Below are 18,990 nucleotides of genomic sequence, written 5' to 3' on the forward strand. Positions count from 1 at the left end.
TTGGATCTGCTACGGTTTCACGGACATTTTCTATATGTCGATATCTTTTACATGTATCTAGTTTTCTATCTGTATAAGTAAATAAACGTCAATAAAATCATGACTTTGAATTTGTGGTATTGGTTTTGCATTTATAGGCCATCATGGTTTTTATTTTACTTATCTTCTCAAGGAGCGACGGGATTATGAAGTTTCTTAATTTAAAGGTAATTGTATTTAGTTTCATGCTTGGGCTTGGTTCTGCCGCGCAGGCAACAGTCATCGGCGCAGATTTCACCGGTGGCGATACTTATGGTTCTGGTAGTTTTAATAATATTGGCTGGTCATTCGAAGTGACCTCAACCATCGCGGTTGATGGTCTTGGTATCTTCGACCGACATGGCAATGGGTTGGCGGCAGGACATCAAGTGGGTTTGTGGGATGCAGGGGGCACTTTGTTAACCCAAACTACAGTTACTAATGCAAGTGTTGCCACAGCGTCCGCATCTGGATTAGGTAATTGGCTATTTGAAGATATTACCGCGATTACTTTGGTCGCTGGTAATTATGTAATAGGTGCTTTTTATACTGACAGTGACCCTGATGTTGTAATGGCTTCTGTAACGGGTCTCACGACAATGGCTGGCGTCAATTATTTGGATTCCTTGGCATCAAACTCTGCAAGCTTTTCGATGCCGGGTGCCTATGGTCTGGTAGAGCCTGGCGTTTTTGGTCCAAACTTCCGCGCACATAGTGTTCCAGAGCCTGCATCAATCTTGCTTTTTGTACTTGGTTTGTTCGGTGTTTCTATGCTTAGGCGCCGTTAATTATTGTGCTTGGTTTAGGTGGTTAGCTAGCTACTAAGCAAAAGCGGTCACCTAAATTTCTTATCTCAATTTTAAATTGAAAGTTAGTTGGATATTTATTTTTCGATATCAAAGCATCAGGTTTACGGGGTCAAGCACCATAAAATCGAAGCCAAATCAACTAAGTCCTTAACGATATTGCTCACACAGCCAAAGATGGCTCTATGGCGCGATTACGTATTTTATCTTCAGTAGTTGGATGCCTCCGCAAAACAACATGGGGTGGCAGTTTTCGCCTTCATATTGGCAACACCCTATAAAAGCCCTCATGTGAATGTACGAGGGCTTTTTTGTTTGTGTGATCTAAATCTTGAGTGTGGGCGGTTATTGCTTGTGCAGTTTTTTACAGGCTCGACTTTCGTCGGATTGTTGCGCGCAGGCTTGTTCGAGCGTCCATTGGCGAGCGGCTTTTGCTTGTTCTTTGCCTTTCACTTCATAGATGCGTTTGATGGGATTGGGCATCATGGTGTGGTTGTTGGTGGCGTACACTTTGTCAAATTTGGCGCTGACGCGGCCGTTGCTATCGGTGAAGCCAAGCGCATGGCTGTAGGTGAGGTCGCGGTCTGGGCGGCTCAGTACTAAAAGGTATTGCCGGCTGGCGCCCGCGCTCACTAACAGCACTTGATCATTTATCTGCGACCAACCATTAATACTGGCTTTTCGAAAGTCGCGCACTTCTTTGAGGTCTGGGTAGGTGTAATCAACAGGCCCTTGTGCCCACAAACTGCCACTTGCGCAGAGCAGGAGAGCGATGGTTAGCAGGCGTGTCAGCGTGTTCATGGTTGAGCCTCGAGTGATTAATAGGGATCGGTGTAAGTGAGCTGTTTTCCTCTGTCATTCGACCTCCGGGCGGGCGAATGGTTCCCGCCCGCCTCGCGAATGGACCACTATTGCCTGAGGGATTTTAAGGCTTGAAGTTTCTTGCCTACCATCGCGCGCATGGCTTCGTTGAACAGTGCCTGTTGATCGCTATCCAATGCGGCGGTGATTTGTGTCAGCGCCTTGTGGTTGGCCTCAGCATCGGCAAGTTGTTGTTGTAAGTTGTCGATGTGTGCCTCAGCGATTTCAACGGCGGTAATCGGCGAGGTGCGTGCGCGCATGGCATCCTGCCGTTGTCGCTGGCGTTCGGCCTTGGCGGCTTGCGTCGTTAATACGTGCTGGGTGAACGCATCCCAGGCGCCTTGTTGATCTGGTCGAATGCTTAGTCGCTCGCCAAACCTGTTGAGTTTGTCTCTCGCTTCATCTTGAGGTGAGGCCATGCCCATGGCTAAAAACTCAAGAAATTCGATGTCGGCATCATCTGCGGGTTGGGCCAGATTGGCGTGGCTAAAGCACAGGGCGGTTAATCCGACCAGTATCCAGCGATAAGCGTTTTGCATTGTTATTGTCTCCGGCGATCAAGGGGTAACTTATATACAACGGTGTAGGCTGCGATTGGTTGACAGTATACGGAAAGAATTTGATTTAGCGGGAGTGTCAGTCAGGGTGTGTTGTACGGGTGAGGGGTGAGGGGTGAGGTGTGCGCGGGTTCTCGCCCCTCCTCAGTGTGCTTTCTGCAGGCATAAAAAAGCCCCGACAAGGTCGAGGCTTTTTTATTTAGTGGCGGACCGGACGGGACTGACTCGGGCATCCTGCCCTCGGGGCTGCGCCCCAACGGCATAGCCGTTGCCCAAATTTGCTCCAGGCAAATTGGTCGACCCCGTACGCGGGTTCTCGCCCGTCCTCAGCGTGTTTTTTTGCAGGCATAAAAAAGCCCCGACAAGGTCGAGGCTATTTTATTTAGTGGCGGACCGGACGGGACTCGAACCCGCGACCTCCGGCGTGACAGGCCGGCATTCTAACCAACTGAACTACCGGTCCGCATAACCGGTGTGGCGTGATTAACGGCGTTAAGCACTGCCAAATATGGTGGGTGGTACAGGGGTCGAACCTGTGACCTACGCCTTGTAAGGGCGCCGCTCTACCAACTGAGCTAACCACCCGGTGTTCAAGAGCCGCGTATTCTACTGATAATTTTGGGTCGGTCAACTACATTCTGAAGCTTTTTCGGGCAGGGTAACGGCTTGCTGCGTGCCTGTTGTAATGTCCGCAGCAGGCGTAGGCGCGTGGCGGGGGCGTTGTTATACTCCCCGCCCACTGCGATCCAATAGAGGCGTTGACGTGATTAATAAGGTGGTTCAGGTATTGACCTTCGGGTTGATATTTATGTGCTCTGCGCAGGCGGCGATTGACGTTTATGAGTTTGAAGACGAGCAGTTGCGTGCGCGCTATCAAACATTTGTCGAAGAAATGCGTTGCCCCAAGTGTCAAAATCAAAATTTAGCGGGTTCAGACTCGCTAATTGCCACCGACCTTCGGCGGGAGCTACACCGTCTGTTGCAGGAAGGTAAAACCGATGACGAAGTGGTGGCGTTTATGGTGGAGCGCTATGGCGATTTTATTCTCTATAAGCCCCGCATGCAGCGCAGCACCTTGTTGTTGTGGCTCGCACCTATCGGGTTATTGCTGCTCGGTGCAATCATTGTGATTTTAATTGCCCGCGGAAGTAGCCGCAAAACGGTCGCCCTCAGTGATGAAGAGCGCGCGCGCTTGGATGCACTCATTCACGATTCTAATCAGGAAAAGTAGTCAATGACAGGTTTATGGATTGCCGCCACAGGTTTGGCGTTGGTGGCTGCAGGGTGCGTGCTCTGGCCTCTTTGGGTACATCGCGCCGATATGGGCCGTGCCCGCGGTGCCACGAATATCGATATTTTTAACGAGCGCATGGCGGAATTGGATGCTCAGTTACAGGCCGGTGAGCTGGACGTCGAGGCGCATCGCGCAATGCAAGACGAATTGAAATTGTCCCTGCTGAGCGATACCGACGGTGACGCGCTCCAGGCTACCACTGTCCCTGGTGGACAGCGGCTGCTGTTAGTTTGCGCGGTGTTAGTGCCGTTGGTGGGAGGTGCTTGGTACTGGTCGCAGGGGGCCAGTCAGGATGTCCTGTTGCGCGACCAGATGCAGGCCATGCAGGGCCCTGAAGATGCGCAGGCGGTAGCCGATTTACTGAGGGCCAGGTTGGATGAGAAGCCAGACAACGCTCAAAATTGGTTTACCTTGGCGCGCCTCTATATGGATATGGGCCGCTATGCCGATGCCACTATGGCCTATTTGGAAGTGGTTAACCGCGAACCCGAAGCCGGCTCAGTGATTGCCGAAATGGCGCAGGCTTTGTTTTTGGCGTCAAACAATCAAATGACACCCGAGGTGCAGCGAATAACGGAGCGAGCCCTCAGCTTGGCACCCAACAATACCACCGCGTTGGGCTTGGCCGGTATCGCGGCCTTTGAACAGCGGCAATATCAGGCTGCCATTGACCATTGGCAGCTGGCGCTGGCGGCGACTCAGCCAGAGAGCCCTGGGTATCAGGCGTTGCAGGGCGGCGTTGAGCGGGCTCGTGCGGCGCTGGGTGAATCGGCGCCTGCGACGACAGATGCTGCCGAGCAAGCCGCTGGGCCCGAATCTATTAAGGTAAGTGTGGCGCTCGCGGATGCTGTTCCCAGACAGGGACAAACCGTGTTTGTGTATGTGCGCGCATGGCAGGGGGCCAAGATGCCGCTGGCCATTGAGCGGCTGAGCATCGATCAGCTGCCTACTTCGGTGGTGCTCGATGACAGCAAGGCGATGATGGCCGGTACTTCGCTCGCCAAAGCCGGTCAGCTAGAGGTGGTCGTGCGGGTTTCTGCATCGGGCAATCCCGTGGCCAGCGCGGGTGACTGGCAGGTAGCAGAGGGGCCGGTTTCACTTTCCGAGGGGCCTGTGTCATTGGCGCTTACGGTGCGTGAGCAAGTCCGCTAAGGCAGGGTGAAAAGGGGCCTACATCTGTGTAGAATCGCCCCATCTTCGGGCGTCACATACGACCGGCAGGGAGCGCCACTTACACGCCTCAAGCGCGCCTGGGCTCCACCGGTGAAGCGTTCATAAATATTAAAAAAATCAGTGACTTACTGACACTGAGACCAAGAGTGAAACTGTTGCATGCGGCTCAAATGTATCAAGCTGGCTGGGTTTAAATCCTTTGTAGACCCAACCACCGTTAACTTCCCATCGAATCTCGGTGCCGTCGTGGGCCCCAATGGCTGCGGTAAATCCAACATTATTGATGCCGTGCGCTGGGTAATGGGCGAGTCCTCCGCGAAGAATCTGCGCGGCGAGAACATGACCGATGTCATCTTTAACGGCTCTGGTGGCCGCAAGCCTGTTGGGCAGGCCTCCATTGAGCTGGTATTCGATAACTCTGAAGGCAAGTTGGTGGGGGAGTACGCGAGTTACGCTGAAATCTCAATTCGCCGTAAAGTGACCCGCGAAGGGCAAAACTTCTATTACCTCAATGGCAACAAGTGCCGCCGTCGCGACATCACCGACATCTTTTTAGGCACCGGTTTAGGGCCTCGCTCTTACGCCATTATCGAGCAGGGTATGATTTCGCGCTTGATTGAAGCGCGCCCAGAGGACTTGCGGATCTTCATCGAAGAGGCGGCGGGTATCTCTAAGTACAAAGAGCGTCGACGCGATACCGAGAACCGGATTCGCCGGACCCATGAAAACCTCGAACGTTTGACCGATATTCGCGATGAGCTAGAGCGCCAGATCGCACGCCTTGAACGCCAGGCCCAAGCGGCGGAAAAATACGGGGAATTCAAAAAGGAAGAGCGCGAACTCAAAGCCCAGCTGCAGGCGTTGCGCTATCGCGTGTTGGCGGAGCAAGTCACCGTCAAACGCAGCGCTATTCGAGAGTTAGAAGTTCAGGTTGAAGCCTTTGTTTCCGAGCAGGTCAACAAAGACACCCAAATTGAAAAATACCGCGCTCAATACACTGAGCTGGGCGATAAGTTCAACGAAGTGCAGGGCCGTTACTATGCGATCGGCTCCGATATTGCCCGCATTGAGCAGAGCATCAGTCACGCCCAAGATCGGGTGCGTCAACTCACCGTGGATCTGGATCAAACCCGCCGCGACTGCAAAGAAGCAGAAGAGCACTTGCGCTTGGATGCGGAAAAGGCCGAGGGCTGGCAGGCCGAGCTGCTGGAAATCGAACCCGAATTAGACTTGGTTCAATCTGCGGGCGACAACTCCAGTGAAATGCTGATGGAAGCCGAAGAGCAGATGCAGCAATGGCAAATGGAGTGGGATGAGTTTAACCACAAGGCGTCTGAGCCACGCCAGCGCGCAGAGGTTCAGCAGTCGCGCATCCAACATTTAGAGCAGGTGCAGACCCGGCTGTTGGAACGCATCCGCAAGCTGGAAGATGAAAAGTCACAGCTCACAGCCGGTGATGTAGAAGAAGAGATTGAAACCTTAACCGAGCAGTTGGCCGAACTCGAATTGCAAGGTGAAGAGGCGCGCGATCGCAATGAGCAGGTCAGCGAAGACATCAACAGCTTGCGCGAGACCAGTAACCAGCTCAATAACAGCTTGGATGAAAAGAAGAGCAAGCTGCAAACCCTGCGCGGTCGCCACGCCTCACTAGAGGCGCTGCAGCAGGCAGCCTTGGGTGAGCAGAATAAAGCCGTGACCCGCTGGCTCGAAAATCACGACTTGGCAGACAAGCCGCGTTTGGCGGAAGGTCTGCGCGTGCGAGACGGTTGGGACAAAGCCGTCGAAACCGTGCTGGGCAACAATTTACAGGCTGTGTGCGCGCAAGGCCTGGATTCCGTGGCCGAGGTGCTGGATGGTTTAACACAGGGGCAGCTGCTGCTAGTGGATAGCGGTGCCAAGGTGCAGCCAGTATCGGGCGATAAAGCTGTCTCGCTCGACAGCTTTATCGAAGCCGAAGTGTCTATCGCCTCATTGGTTGGGCAGGTTTACGCCGTAGAGACCTTGGCTGAGGCGTTGTCGTTGCGCGCTAGCTTGTCTGCCAGCGAGTCGGTAATTACTAAAGATGCCATCTGGATTGGCCCCAATTGGTTGCGTGTGGTGCGCGATAACGACGCCACAGCCGGTGTGATCGCTCGCAAGCAAGAGCTAGAAACCCTGGCGGCCGATATCGAAGCGCTGGAAACTGCCGTCTCCACTGAGGCCGAGCAGCAGCAACTTGGGCGAGAGCGGTTAAAAGAACTAGAGCAAACGCGCGAACAATTGCGCCGCAGCTTGGACGAGCACAGCCGCAAGTTCAGTGAATTAAAGGCCCAGTTGTCGGCGAAACAGGTGCGCGTTGAGCAAATTCTCGAGCGCAAAAAACGCATTGCTGGCGAAGTGGCTGAAGCCCGCGAACAAATGGAGCTAGAGGCCGAGCATTTGTCCGAGGCGCGTATGACCTTGGAAGAGGCCATCGATGCCATGGAGCGCGACACCGGCAAGCGCGAAGAGTTGATGACGCGCCGCGACGCCATTCGAGCCCGCCTTGATGAAGCGCGTCAAAAAGCCCGGCACGATAAAGACCGCAGCCATGAGTTGGCCATGCGCGTGCAAAGTTTACGCACCCAGTTGAGTGCGATTCAGGCGGGTATGGGGCGTCTGCAGGAACAGTCTGCTCGATTGGTTGAGCGCCGTGAGCAATTGGAAGCCGCGCTTGCCGACAACCACGACCCCATAGAAGAATACAAACTCGAATTGGAAGCGTTGCTTGAAAAGCGCGTAACCATCGAAGCTGAGTTAGGTGATGCGCGCAAAGCCGTTGAAACGGTGGAGCATTCACTGCGCGAAGTGGAGCAGCAGCGCAATCGCGCCGAGCAGGATGTGCAGAAAGTGCGTGGAAACTTGGAGCAGGAGCGCATTCAGGCGCAAACGCTGGAAGTGCAAAAACAAGGCTTTGAAAACCAGCTGAAAGAAGAAGACTTTGATTTAGAAACGCTGCTGGCCGAGCTGCCAAGTGATGCAGAAGAGGCGCCGATGGTGGCTCAGTTGGAAACAATTGGCAATCGTATTACGCGCCTTGGTCCAATCAACTTGGCGGCCATCGATGAATACAAAACCGAGTCTGAGCGCAAAAACTATTTGGATGCCCAGAACGGCGATCTCATGGAGGCCCTCGAGACCCTCGAAAATGCCATCCGCAAAATTGATCGTGAAACGCGTACTCGCTTTAAAGAAACCTTTGATCAGGTCAATAGCGGTTTACAAGAGTTGTTCCCCAAAGTTTTTGGCGGCGGTCATGCCTACTTGGAGCTGACGGGCGAAGATCTCTTAGACACCGGTATTGCCATCATGGCGCGACCACCGGGCAAACGAAACAGTACGATTCACCTGCTCAGTGGGGGTGAAAAGGCGCTTACGGCGATTGCCTTGGTATTCTCCATCTTCCGCCTTAATCCAGCACCATTTTGTATGCTGGACGAGGTTGATGCGCCACTCGATGACGCCAACGTGGGCCGCTACGCCCGCATGGTTGAAGAGATGTCGGCACACGTGCAATTTATCTATATTACCCACAACAAAATTGCGATGGAGATGGCTCATCAGCTGTTGGGCGTGACCATGCATGAGCCCGGTGTATCTCGCTTGGTAACGGTGGACGTCGAAGAAGCTGCAGAATTGGCGGCGTCTTAATGTCGGACTATAGGTGCGGGTTTGGTGAATTGAATGACAGCCAGTATGCTTACACTCACTGCCAACGCGAGGAAGGAATTTCGCTATGCGTGAATGGTTAACAGTCATTATTGCCTGCTTGATAATAGGTGTGCTACTCGACGGCCTGCGCCGTATGCGCGCGGCTAAACGCAATGATATGCGTATGTCATTGTCTATGCACAAAGGCATACAGAAAGACGATCTAGAAGCCTACGGCAGTGAGTTGCCCAATGGTGGGGCGCGCGTGGTGAGTAAGCGTGACGTTGCCAGCGCCAAGGTGAGCAAGCCAAAAGCTGAGCCGCGCGCAACAGTCGCCAAGGCGCCGCCAAAATCAGCCCCCGTTAAGTCGGCGAAGGTTGTACCGGCCAAACAGGAAGAGTTGGATTTGAATCAGCAAGTGCCCTTGTTGATGGATGTGGATGAGGCGCCAAGTGCAAAGTCAAGCGCTGATATTTCTGAGCAAGATTTTCAGTCGGTGCCCGCCGACGACCACAGTGACTTGACGTCAGACGATGTCACGGAGCGTCGTGAGCCTCAGTTGGGAGCCGTCACCGAGGAGCTGGCCGGCGATGGCGACATTGATGACGACGCCTACGATCGCGTGCTGTTTTCCGGCCGCCCTGAGTCAGTGTCGCGCGATCCGCGCGAGCCGACAGTTAAAGATGCCGACGAACCTGAAGAGGTTTTTGTGGTGCGGGTGATGGCGCCGAAAGGCGAAGTGTTTGTGGGCAAAGCCATAAAAGAGGCGATTTTGGGTGCCGGCATGCGCTTTGGTTCAAGGAAGATTTTTCACATGCATCAGGACGCCGCTGGGGAGGGGCCCATCCAGTTTAGTTTGGTCAATATGGTGCAGCCTGGCGTTTTCGATTTACACCGAATGGATGACACCGATACCCCCGGGTTAAGTCTGTTCATGACGCTTCCGAGCGATGCTGATAGCTTGCCAGCCTACGAGGCCATGGTGAAAACCGCGCGTAAGCTGTCGCAGGAATTGGGCGGCGAGTTGCGCGACGATCAGCTCAGTACCCTTACGCAGCAGACTATCGAACACAATCGCGCACGCGTTGCAGAATTTGAGCGCAAGCGGCAATTGGAGCGCGCGCGGTCATAATGCGCTTTGCGCGCACCCGGTTACGATGACAGCAGCCGCACCGGCGGTGCGGTTTTGCTCACGCCCACAACAATGACAAGAGCACTATGGCCTCTGACAAGTTATTTGCGGACTACGAAGCCTTAAAGTCCCAACTGAATTATCACAATTACCGCTACTACGTCTTAGATGATCCCGCGCTGCCCGATGCAGAATACGATCGCTTGATGCGCAAGCTGCAGGACATCGAAGCGGCCAATCCAACATGGGTTACGCCAGACTCCCCCTCGCAACGAGTGGGCGCCAAGCCCATGAGCGCTTTTGCCCAAGTGACTCATGCATTACCCATGCTGAGCTTGGATAACGCCTTTGATGCGCAGGATATGCGCGATTTTTATAGGCGCTTGCAAGACCGTTTGAAATCAGATGCACCCATTGAATTTGCCTGCGAGCCAAAGCTGGATGGCATCGCCGTGAGTATCCTGTACCGCGACGGTGTGTTGGTTCAGGCCGCGACGCGCGGTGACGGCGCCACTGGCGAGGACATTACCGCCAACGTGCGCACCATCGGTTCGGTACCGTTAAAATTGTTGGGCGAACAATATCCCCCGCTGCTCGAGGTGCGTGGAGAAATTTACATGCCCAAGGTGGGATTCGAGCGACTGAATGATCTGGCCCGCAGTAGGGATGAAAAACTCTTCGTCAATCCACGCAATGCCGCAGCGGGCAGCTTGCGCCAACTGGACCCTAAGATTACCGCGTCGCGCCCACTGGAATTTTGTTGTTATAACGTTGGCCAGGTTGAGGGCGCGCTGCCAGATCGGCATACCGATGTGTTGTTTGCGTTGCGTGAGTGGGGCTTTTTGATCAACCCTGAAATGCGTGCGGTGACGGGAATTGACGCATGCCTGGATTATTTCTCAGCACTGGGCGAAAAGCGCAGTCAATTGCCTTATGACATCGATGGTATCGTTTTCAAAGTCAATAGCCGCGCGCTGCAAAACACCTTGGGCTTCGTTGCGCGGGCGCCGCGCTGGGCCATCGCCCACAAATTCCCTGCGCAAGAAGAAATGACTCGCCTGCTCGATGTTGAGTTTCAAGTAGGCCGTACTGGCGCTATTACGCCGGTGGCGCGCTTGGAGCCGGTCTTTGTGGGCGGAGTCACGGTATCGAACGCCACCCTGCATAATCGCGATGAAATTCAGCGCTTGGGGGTAAAAATTGGCGACACGGTTATCGTCAGGCGCGCGGGTGATGTGATCCCGCAAATAGTATCGGTGATTGCAAATCGTCGCCCGGATGATGCGCGTGACGTGGCATTTCCCGATAGTTGTCCGGTCTGCGAGTCACCAGTGATGCAGGCTGAGGGGGAGGCCGCAGTACGTTGTACTGGTGGGCTTTTGTGTCCGGCTCAGGTGAAGGAAGGCATTAAGCATTTTGTATCGCGCAAAGCCGTCGATATCGATGGGCTGGGCGATAAATTGGTCGAGCAATTGGTTGATGAAGGATTGGTGGCCTCCATTGCTGACCTCTATAGGTTGTCAGAAAAACGCGAAGCCCTGTTGGCGCTCGAGCGAATGGGTGAAAAATCTGCTGACAATTTATTGGAGTCAATTGAGGCGAGCAAATCCACCACCTTGGCAAAATTTTTGTTTGGCTTAGGTATTCGCGAAGTGGGCGAAACAACGGCGAGGGCGCTGGCCAGTCATTTTGGCAAGTTGACTGCATTAGTGCAGGCCACAGAGGCGGATTTGCTCGCGCTAAATGATATCGGCCCGGTGTCTGCGGCCAGTATCGCGCAATTTTTTGCAGAGCCTCGCAATACCTCGTTAATAGAAGATTTGCAGCGTGCTGGTATGCACTGGCCGGAACAGGAGCCCGCACTGCAGAGCGCATTGCCGCTACAGGGGCAAACCTGGGTGCTCACCGGCACACTCGAGCAGATGACTCGAGACGAAGCGAAAGAAAAATTGTTGGCACTCGGGGCCAAAGTGTCAGGCAGTGTCTCAGCTAAAACGCATTGTGTTGTGGCGGGCCCAGGCGCGGGGTCAAAACTTGCGAAAGCCCAGTCACTGGATATTCCGGTGTTGAATGAGTCGGAGTTTTTAGTTCAATTGGCGGCGTGGGGAGAAGCTGAGTGAAATGCAAACAACATCTGGCTGTGACGGGCAGGGCATTGACGCTCGGCCTATTGCTGCTGCTAGTCGGGTGCACGACATCGCCGCCAAGAAATCCAGATAACCTGTGTGATATTTTTTACGAAAAAGACGACTGGTACGACGAGGCGAAGTCGGCAGAAAAGCGTTGGCGATCGCCCATTCCCACCTTGATGGCAATGATGCATCAAGAAAGTCGCTTTGTGGCGAAAGCCAAGCCACCGCGCACCAAGATTTTGTGGGTTATTCCTGGGCCCCGTGCAAGCAGCGCATACGGTTACTCACAGGCAAAGGATGAAACCTGGGAGTGGTACCAGAATAACAGCGGTAACGGCTGGGCCAGCCGCGATGATTTTAGCGATGCTGTCGATTTTATTGGCTGGTACAACTACCAGAGTGGCCGTCTAGCCAACATTAAACCGAATGACACCTACCATTTATATTTGGCATACCACGAGGGTCACGGTGGCTTTAAGCGGCGGACTTACCGCAAAAAAGCATGGCTGATGAATGTAGCCAAAAAAGTTTCGCGGCGGGCCAACAATTACCGCGCGCAACTCGCGGGCTGTGAAGAGCGGCTTAAATCATCTTGGTGGCCGTTTTGAAGAAGCGGTCATTGTTGCACGCCACGCTTTTGGGTAGAGTGACGGCAGAATAATCATAGAGGTTGAGTGCTATGTATAACGATCAAGAGTCTATCGTATACGGCTGCATCAAGGATGTGTGCGGTGCACTGGGCGATAGCGAGCGTCGCAAGACCAACGCCAGCGCCATGATGTCATTGCCCGATGCTGACGACTGGCCGTTTCTGTGTCGCGACATGTTTTCGCTGCCCGTGGTGGAAAACACCATGAGTCAATATCACACCGATGTCATGCATTTCGGAGCTTCCTACAAGGCCGTTGAATATGAGTGGGAGCAGTGGTTGGCAAAGTTTGAAGACCTCTTATCCGGTATGTATTGGGTGAGCGCGACGGTGCATTTAGAAACCGAATTGTCGGGCACCCACACCTTCACTTGGGAGTCTAACGGCAGCTATCACGCCCCCGGCAGTGGTGGCATATCGGTGCGCTGCGAATGGAGCCACGAAGGCGGTCTGCACATCTAAATTCATGGATACCCCGTCAATAGACCACCTGCCGCCAATTGATTGGGCAGGTAATCCGCTGCGCATGGCGTTTTTCGATGTGGACGGCACGTTATTGGATCGCGACGGGCACTTGAGCGAAGCTACCTGCACTGCGATTGCTGCACTAAAGGCGCGCGGTGTTCGCACGGCCTTTGCCACTGGCCGTCCGCCCTTTGCCGTAAGCGCACTGCAACAGCGGCTTAAGCTCGATGGCCCCCATGTGTTTTATACCGGTGCACTGTGTCATTTTGCCGGTACGCTATTGGCCGATCAGTGTTTGGAGCCGGCGCAATGGCGCTCGGTGGTTGAAGTGGCCACGGCCTGTGATGTGCATTGTGAGATCTACTACGAGGATCACTACTGCACTGCCTATGAGAGTGATATCGTCAGTGAGCACGCTCGCCATTTGGGTGTCAAACCGCACATCGTGCCTGCCGATCAGTGGCCACTCAGGCCGGCCTATAAATTGTTGTTGGGTGTCGATACGCGGCGCGTACCCGCAGGCTTGTTGGCCTTGGAGGCACAATTTACATCGCTGCACTTCGCCTACGCCCACTTGCCGTCGCGGCCCCATTGGCAATTTGCCAGCGTGGTGGCAGGGTCTGTGAATAAGACAGGGTTGTTTGAATCCCTGCTAGCGCGCTTGGGCCATTCTGCAGGGGCTGTGGTCGCGTTTGGCGATGGGGGCTCTGATATGGCATTTCTGCAGGCCGCAGGACTCGGCATTGCCATGGGCAATGCCAGCGCACAGGTGCAAGCTGCAGCCAATTTTGTGACTCGCTCGTCATGCGAAGATGGCGTAGCCTATGCCATATCTCGACTACTGGCGCGCGCCTAGTCAATAGTAACTATTTGGATGATGAATGATTATTGGACGTTTTTTCCGCAAGAGGGGCTCGTTTGCTGTTAGCCTAGGCGCTTGTCTTGCGTTCGTGCTGGCCGCTATTTTGGCGTGGGACTTACCGCTCAGCGAGGCCCTGCGTTTTGGCTTGGCGAGCCTGTTGGCGCTGCTGCTGATAATGTTGGCCGCGGCAATTACCGTTGTTACTGCACATTCCATTGCGCACCTTTGGCGCAAAGTGCGCCATTCATTCACCCGAAAAGATTAATCTCACGTTATGGCTGACGTCAGCGTTCCCAGCGAATACGCATCGACCTTGCTGCATACGCTCGCTGAAAATGGCGGAAATCGTGCTGAAATGATGGCGGAGCTAGCCATTGATGAAGTGGAGCTCAGCCCGGGCCGCGCCTTTTCTGCGCTCAAGTACGGCAAACTTTACCAGCGCGTCATGCAGGTGATGCAAGACGAATGTTTTGGAATGTTCAGTGGCGGAAAGGTTCGTTTGGGGTCTTTTAGGCTGCTGTGTCTAACGGTGATTCAAGCGGCCAATCTGCGTCAAGCCATCGTTCGGGCGGGCGAATTTTGTGAAATTTGCCGCGGCTTTTTAGTGCGTTCCAAGCTGTCCGAAGTGACGCCGGGTATTGCGCGGGTAGAGATGTGCGGTATTAGCTCGGTTTCGAAGGCTGAATTTGATCAAATGGTGCAGTCGGCAACCCCCAACCAAGTGCGCACCAGTTTGGCGGTGTGGCAGCGCTTCAATGCCTGGCTCATTGGCCGAGAGATTCCTTTGAATGGGATATATTTTGCGTTTGCCTGCCCCGATGAGTTTCGCGAGATGGCGGAGTGCTATCCAGCGCAATTACATTTTGAGCAGCCGTTCACCGGCTTTGAGTTTGACGCCAGCTATTTAGATGCCCCCATTGTGCAGAACCAAGACACCTTGATGGACTTCGTTCGCTCTGCGCCGTACCACCTGGTGATTAGCGACGCTAGCCAGCAAAGCCTCAAAGCCAAGGTGAGAGCCATCTTGTCAAAAGATGTCAGCGGCAATCAGCCCAGTGCCGAAGCCGTTGCCTCGCGCCTGAACTTGTCGGTCACCACCTTGCGCCGCAAACTGCAAGCCGAGCACACCTCCTATCAGCGCCTGAAGGATGAGTGCCGGATGGAAGCCGCGTTTCACTACCTAAGCTGTCCTGAGCTCACCAATAGCTGTATTGCTGAGCGCTTGGGGTTCGATGAGTCCAGCGCCTTTTTCCGGGCGTTTAAGAAGTGGACCGGGGTGACCCCCGGGGAATACCGAAAAGGCCTCGAAAAGGGTTGAACTGGCCCGCCGTCGCGCTAATTTCTGCCTACACTATTGTCCTGCCCGCCTAAAAATGTCAGCCAAAGTGGTTGATTTCGCTATTGAGAGCCAAGGCGGAATACCGGATTCTGTGGCTATACCCAATCGAATAACCTGAGGTTTATGACATGAGTGATTTCAAGGCCCCGTTGCGTGATATTCAATATGTAATGTGGGAGCTGCTCGGCTATGAGCAGCACTACCAGTCATTGCCAGGCGGCGAAGAAGCTAGCCCCGATGTGGTAAACGCGGTCATCGAGGAAGGCGCAAAGTTTTGTGAAAACGTCTTGGCGCCACTGAATGCCGTGGGCGACCGAGAAGGCTGCCAATGGGATGATGGCGAAGTTAAGACGCCCACCGGCTTTAAAGAGGCCTACCAGCAGTATGTAGAGGCCGGATGGCCCTCTATGTGTCACCACGTGGAATACGGCGGCCAAGGCCTGCCGCAATCGCTGGGCACCATTTTAAGTGAAATGGTGGGCTCGGCGAACTGGTCGTGGGGTATGTATCCAGGCCTGTCGCACGGCGCGATGAACACGATTGAAGCACACGGTACTGAGGAGCAAAAAGCCCACTACCTGACCAAGCTGGTTGAAGGTAGCTGGACCGGCACCATGTGTTTGACCGAGCCACACTGCGGCACCGATTTAGGCATGTTGCGAACGAAGGCAGAACCCAATGCCGATGGCTCCTACAGCATCACTGGCACCAAAATTTTCATCTCTGCTGGCGAGCACGATATGGCGGAGAACATTGTTCACATTGTATTGGCGCGCCTGCCCGATGCTCCGGCTGGCACCAAGGGCATTTCTCTGTTTATCGTGCCCAAGGTTAACGTCAATGCCGACGGTGGACTGGGTGATCGCAACCAAGTGAAGTGCGGCTCGCTGGAACACAAAATGGGTATCCATGGCAACTCAACATGCGTCATGAATTTTGACGGCGCCAAAGGGTTCCTCATTGGGCCGCCCAACAAAGGCCTGAACTGCATGTTCACCTTCATGAATACCGCTCGCGTGGGCACCGCCTTACAGGGCTTGGCACACGCGGAAGTGGGATTCCAGAAGTCTTTGGAATACGCCCGTGATCGCCTGCAAATGCGCTCACTTTCTGGCCCTAAAAACCCAGATGGTCCCGCAGATCCAATCATTGTGCATCCAGATGTACGCCGCATGCTATTGACGCAAAAAGCGTTAGCAGAAGGTGCGCGCATGATGATCTATTTCACTGCACAACAAGTGGATATTGTCGATCGCGCTGAAGACGAAGAGGCCCGCAAAGCGGCTGATGAATTGTTAGGATTCATGACGCCCATTGCCAAAGCATTCGTCACCGAAACTGGCTTTGAAGCGGCCAACTTGGGTCTGCAGTGCTTCGGTGGCCACGGCTATATTTCTGAGTGGGGCATGGAGCAAAATGTGCGCGATGCGCGTATCTCTATGTTGTATGAAGGCACCACGGGTATTCAGGCATTGGATTTGCTGGGCCGCAAGGTTCTCATGACCAACGGCGAATCACTCAAGCGATTTACCAAGATTGTGCACAAGTTTTGTAAGGCCAATGAAGGCAACGCGGCGGTTTCAGAGTTTGTTGAGCCGTTGACCGCCATCAATAAAGAGTGGGGCGATCTGACCATGCACATTGGTATGCTCGCCATGGAAAACCCCGACGAAGTGGGCGCTGCGTCAGTAGATTTCTTGATGTACTCAGGCTACGCAACGCTCGGATACTTCTGGGCGCTGGCCGCGGCCGACGCGCAGGCCAAGCTGGATGCGGGTGCCACAGACGCTGCGTTTTATGAGGCCAAGCTCAAGACCGCGCGCTTCTACTTCAAGCGCATACTGCCACGTACGCGCGGCCTAGTGGAAACCATTAAAGCTGGCGCAGGTAGCCTCATGGAAATGGATACAGAACATTTCGCGTTCTGATATCGGACACTAGCTACCTGTGGCGTTCTCGTTCCAACAACTGCAGCAGCGATTCGAAGCTAGCTTTCGGCCTTCAGAGGCCGCTGGTCTCGACTCGCTGTTTCAGTATGTCATTCCCGATGGCAGTAATTTCTATATGCACATCTGCGACGGTAAGCTGGCGTTTCACGCCGGCGAAGCGGTCGCGCCTGCAGATTTAACCATCACAATGGAGTGGCAAACGTTAGAGGACCTGTTTCACGGTCGCGTGGGCGGCATGCAAGCCTTCATGTTTGGACATATCAAGGTGCGAGGGAGCCTGGCACTAGCATCTCGATTGATCGATATCTTTGCACCTGTAGTAGAATAGGGTGCTTTGATTCTTGGCGTTATAGAAAAACAACTAGTGGGCGGTTTATAACGGCTCACCCGATATTACTCACGGCCGATAACGATAAAAGTGACGGTACAGGAGGACACGTGATCGATACCAACAGCACTGTGGTTGAAGTGTTAAATAAAGCCTGCGAAACTTTTGCAGCCAACCCCGCATTTACTTGCCTAGGTCGTACCCTAACTTACGCCGAGCTGGATCATCTTAGTCTGCAGTTTGCTTGTTATTTGCAGCAAAAAACCGGTCTTAAGCCCGGCGATCGAATCGCAGTTCAATTACCCAATATATTGCAGTACCCAGTGGTTGTATTTGGTGCTTTGCGCGCGGGCCTGACCGTGGTCAACACCAACCCACTGTATACCCCACGTGAGCTTTTGCATCAGCTCAACGATTCCGGCGCAAAAGCGTTAGTGGTGTTGGCAAATATTGGTAAAAGTGCGGCTGAAGTGATTGCACAAACATCGGTCGAACAGGTCATTGTTACGGAAATTGGTGATCTGCATCACCCAATAAAACGGGTGTTGATTAATAGTGTACTGAAATACATCAAACGCGATGTGCCCGATTTGCAGTTCCCCAACCAAGTGAGCTTTCGTCAAACCCTTAGCGGTACAGACCTGTCGCGCTATGAGCCCTCTGCGCACGAACCCAATGATGTGGCGGTATTGCAATACACCGGTGGTACGACCGGTGTTGCTAAAGGTGCAATGCTCACACACGCGAACTTGGTGGCGAACATGCAACAAGTGCGCGAAATGTTGGGCGAGGGGATTCACATTGGCAAGGAGTTATTTGTAGCACCGCTTCCGCTGTATCACATCTATGCGTTTACATTGCATTGTATGACGTTGTTAGCAGCGGGCTGCCAGACGATTTTGATTCCCAACCCACGCGATATTCCCGCGTTCGTAAAAATGTTGAAGGGGCAGCGCATCACGGGATTTGTAGGGTTGAATACCTTGTTCAATGCGCTGTGTCGTGATCAAGGGTTTGCCCAGCTGGATTTCTCCGCATTGCGGACCACTGCCTCGGGCGGCATGGCACTTACTAAAGAGGCCGCGAAACGCTGGCACGATATAACTGGCTGTGTGGTAAGCGAGGGCTATGGCATGACTGAGACGTCGCCGGTTGTGACCGTTAATCCGCCCAGTGCTATTCAACAGGGTACAGTTGGCTTACCCGTGCCCGCCACTGAGCTTAAATTGGTGGATGAGGCTGGCAACACAGTGCCCACCGGTGAGCCCGGTGAATTGTGTGTGCGCGGTCCTCAGGTGATGAAGGGATACTGGCAGCGCCCAGAGGAGACAGCCAAGGTGCTCGACGCTGAGGGTTGGCTCAAAACCGGTGACATGGCTGTGATTCAAGACGATGGCTATGTGCGCATTGTCGATCGCAAAAAAGACATGATTATTGTGTCGGGTTTTAATGTATACCCCAATGAAATCGAAGATGTGGTGTGCATGCACGGTGATATCGTTGAAGCGGCGGCCATAGGTTTGCCCGATCCGAAGAGTGGTGAGCAGGTCAAATTGTTTGTGGTGTCCTCAGACCCGGCGTTAACTGAACAGGATGTCATCGAATTTTGTCGTAAAAACCTGACGGCCTACAAGGTGCCCCGCAGCGTAGAATTTCGCACCGAATTGCCTAAATCAAATGTTGGAAAAATACTCAGGCGCGAATTAAAGCCTGCTGCCTAGTATGTTAAACGCCAGCGCTGAGCTGGCGTTTTTTA

The 18,990-nt window shown here is 53.7% G+C and carries 16 protein-coding genes and 2 tRNA genes; 14 read left to right on the forward strand and 4 right to left on the reverse strand.

Annotated features, from left to right (window positions below):
* The first annotated feature begins 185 nt into the window (after positions 1–185).
* The gene (locus FHS30_RS05950) at positions 186–806 is read left to right on the forward strand and encodes a PEP-CTERM sorting domain-containing protein (protein ID WP_183909418.1); all 621 of its coding nucleotides are present in this window, start codon (positions 186–188) and stop codon (positions 804–806) included.
* A 363-nt stretch (positions 807–1,169) separates the two neighbouring features.
* On the opposite strand, the gene FHS30_RS05955 is transcribed toward FHS30_RS05950, so the two are convergent.
* The 4 genes from FHS30_RS05955 to FHS30_RS05970 all read right to left on the reverse strand — a co-directional run bounded on the left by FHS30_RS05955 (position 1,170) and on the right by FHS30_RS05970 (position 2,827).
* Complete coding sequence (locus FHS30_RS05955) at positions 1,170–1,625, reverse strand: DUF6491 family protein (RefSeq protein ID WP_183909420.1); 456 nt, start codon at positions 1,623–1,625, stop codon at positions 1,170–1,172.
* Positions 1,626–1,732: 107 nt separating this feature from the next.
* Complete coding sequence (locus FHS30_RS05960; protein WP_183909423.1) at positions 1,733–2,224, reverse strand: Spy/CpxP family protein refolding chaperone; 492 nt, start codon at positions 2,222–2,224, stop codon at positions 1,733–1,735.
* Positions 2,225–2,628: 404 nt separating this feature from the next.
* A tRNA-Asp gene (locus tag FHS30_RS05965) sits at positions 2,629–2,705 on the reverse strand.
* 46 nt (positions 2,706–2,751) lie between these two features.
* A tRNA-Val gene (locus FHS30_RS05970) sits at positions 2,752–2,827 on the reverse strand.
* Positions 2,828–3,005: 178 nt separating this feature from the next.
* Here FHS30_RS05970 and FHS30_RS05975 point away from each other — a divergent pair.
* From FHS30_RS05975 to FHS30_RS06035, 13 genes are all read left to right on the forward strand, one after another.
* A complete protein-coding gene (locus FHS30_RS05975; RefSeq protein ID WP_343048928.1) occupies positions 3,006–3,473 on the forward strand; it encodes a cytochrome c-type biogenesis protein in 468 nt (155 codons plus the stop codon).
* A 3-nt stretch (positions 3,474–3,476) separates the two neighbouring features.
* Complete coding sequence (gene ccmI / locus FHS30_RS05980) at positions 3,477–4,688, forward strand: c-type cytochrome biogenesis protein CcmI (protein WP_183909425.1); 1,212 nt, start codon at positions 3,477–3,479, stop codon at positions 4,686–4,688.
* A gap of 180 nt (positions 4,689–4,868) precedes the next feature.
* Complete coding sequence (gene smc / locus FHS30_RS05985) at positions 4,869–8,378, forward strand: chromosome segregation protein SMC (RefSeq protein ID WP_183909427.1); 3,510 nt, start codon at positions 4,869–4,871, stop codon at positions 8,376–8,378.
* 85 nt (positions 8,379–8,463) lie between these two features.
* Positions 8,464–9,510, forward strand: coding sequence for a cell division protein ZipA (gene zipA, locus FHS30_RS05990; protein ID WP_183909429.1), 1,047 nt, complete (start codon positions 8,464–8,466; stop codon positions 9,508–9,510).
* 86 nt (positions 9,511–9,596) lie between these two features.
* Positions 9,597–11,630 carry an NAD-dependent DNA ligase LigA gene (ligA, locus tag FHS30_RS05995; RefSeq protein ID WP_183909431.1) on the forward strand — a complete coding sequence of 678 codons (2,034 nt, stop codon included), beginning with the start codon at positions 9,597–9,599 and terminating at the stop codon, positions 11,628–11,630.
* Positions 11,627–12,250 (forward strand): transglycosylase SLT domain-containing protein, encoded by a 624-nt coding sequence (locus FHS30_RS06000; protein WP_343048929.1) that lies wholly within the window; start codon positions 11,627–11,629, stop codon positions 12,248–12,250. The genes ligA and FHS30_RS06000 overlap by 4 nt, the downstream gene beginning before the upstream one ends.
* Positions 12,251–12,321: 71 nt before the next feature.
* A complete protein-coding gene (locus FHS30_RS06005) occupies positions 12,322–12,753 on the forward strand; it encodes a hypothetical protein (RefSeq protein ID WP_183909433.1) in 432 nt (143 codons plus the stop codon).
* 4 nt (positions 12,754–12,757) lie between these two features.
* Positions 12,758–13,612, forward strand: coding sequence for an HAD family hydrolase (locus tag FHS30_RS06010; protein ID WP_183909435.1), 855 nt, complete (start codon positions 12,758–12,760; stop codon positions 13,610–13,612).
* Between the two features lie 25 nt (positions 13,613–13,637).
* A complete protein-coding gene (locus tag FHS30_RS06015) occupies positions 13,638–13,883 on the forward strand; it encodes a hypothetical protein (RefSeq protein ID WP_183909437.1) in 246 nt (81 codons plus the stop codon).
* Between the two features lie 9 nt (positions 13,884–13,892).
* A complete protein-coding gene (locus FHS30_RS06020; protein WP_183909439.1) occupies positions 13,893–14,936 on the forward strand; it encodes an AraC family transcriptional regulator in 1,044 nt (347 codons plus the stop codon).
* Between the two features lie 149 nt (positions 14,937–15,085).
* Positions 15,086–16,885: an acyl-CoA dehydrogenase C-terminal domain-containing protein gene (locus FHS30_RS06025; RefSeq protein ID WP_183909441.1), complete on the forward strand. Its 1,800-nt coding sequence runs from the start codon at positions 15,086–15,088 to the stop codon at positions 16,883–16,885.
* A 19-nt stretch (positions 16,886–16,904) separates the two neighbouring features.
* Complete coding sequence (locus FHS30_RS06030) at positions 16,905–17,234, forward strand: SCP2 sterol-binding domain-containing protein (protein ID WP_183909443.1); 330 nt, start codon at positions 16,905–16,907, stop codon at positions 17,232–17,234.
* A gap of 110 nt (positions 17,235–17,344) precedes the next feature.
* A complete protein-coding gene (locus tag FHS30_RS06035; protein ID WP_343048930.1) occupies positions 17,345–18,955 on the forward strand; it encodes an AMP-binding protein in 1,611 nt (536 codons plus the stop codon).
* Positions 18,956–18,990: the final 35 nt, after the last annotated feature.

It is taken from the genome of Simiduia aestuariiviva (genome assembly GCF_014192475.1).
Lineage (GTDB): Bacteria > Pseudomonadota > Gammaproteobacteria > Pseudomonadales > Cellvibrionaceae > Simiduia > Simiduia aestuariiviva.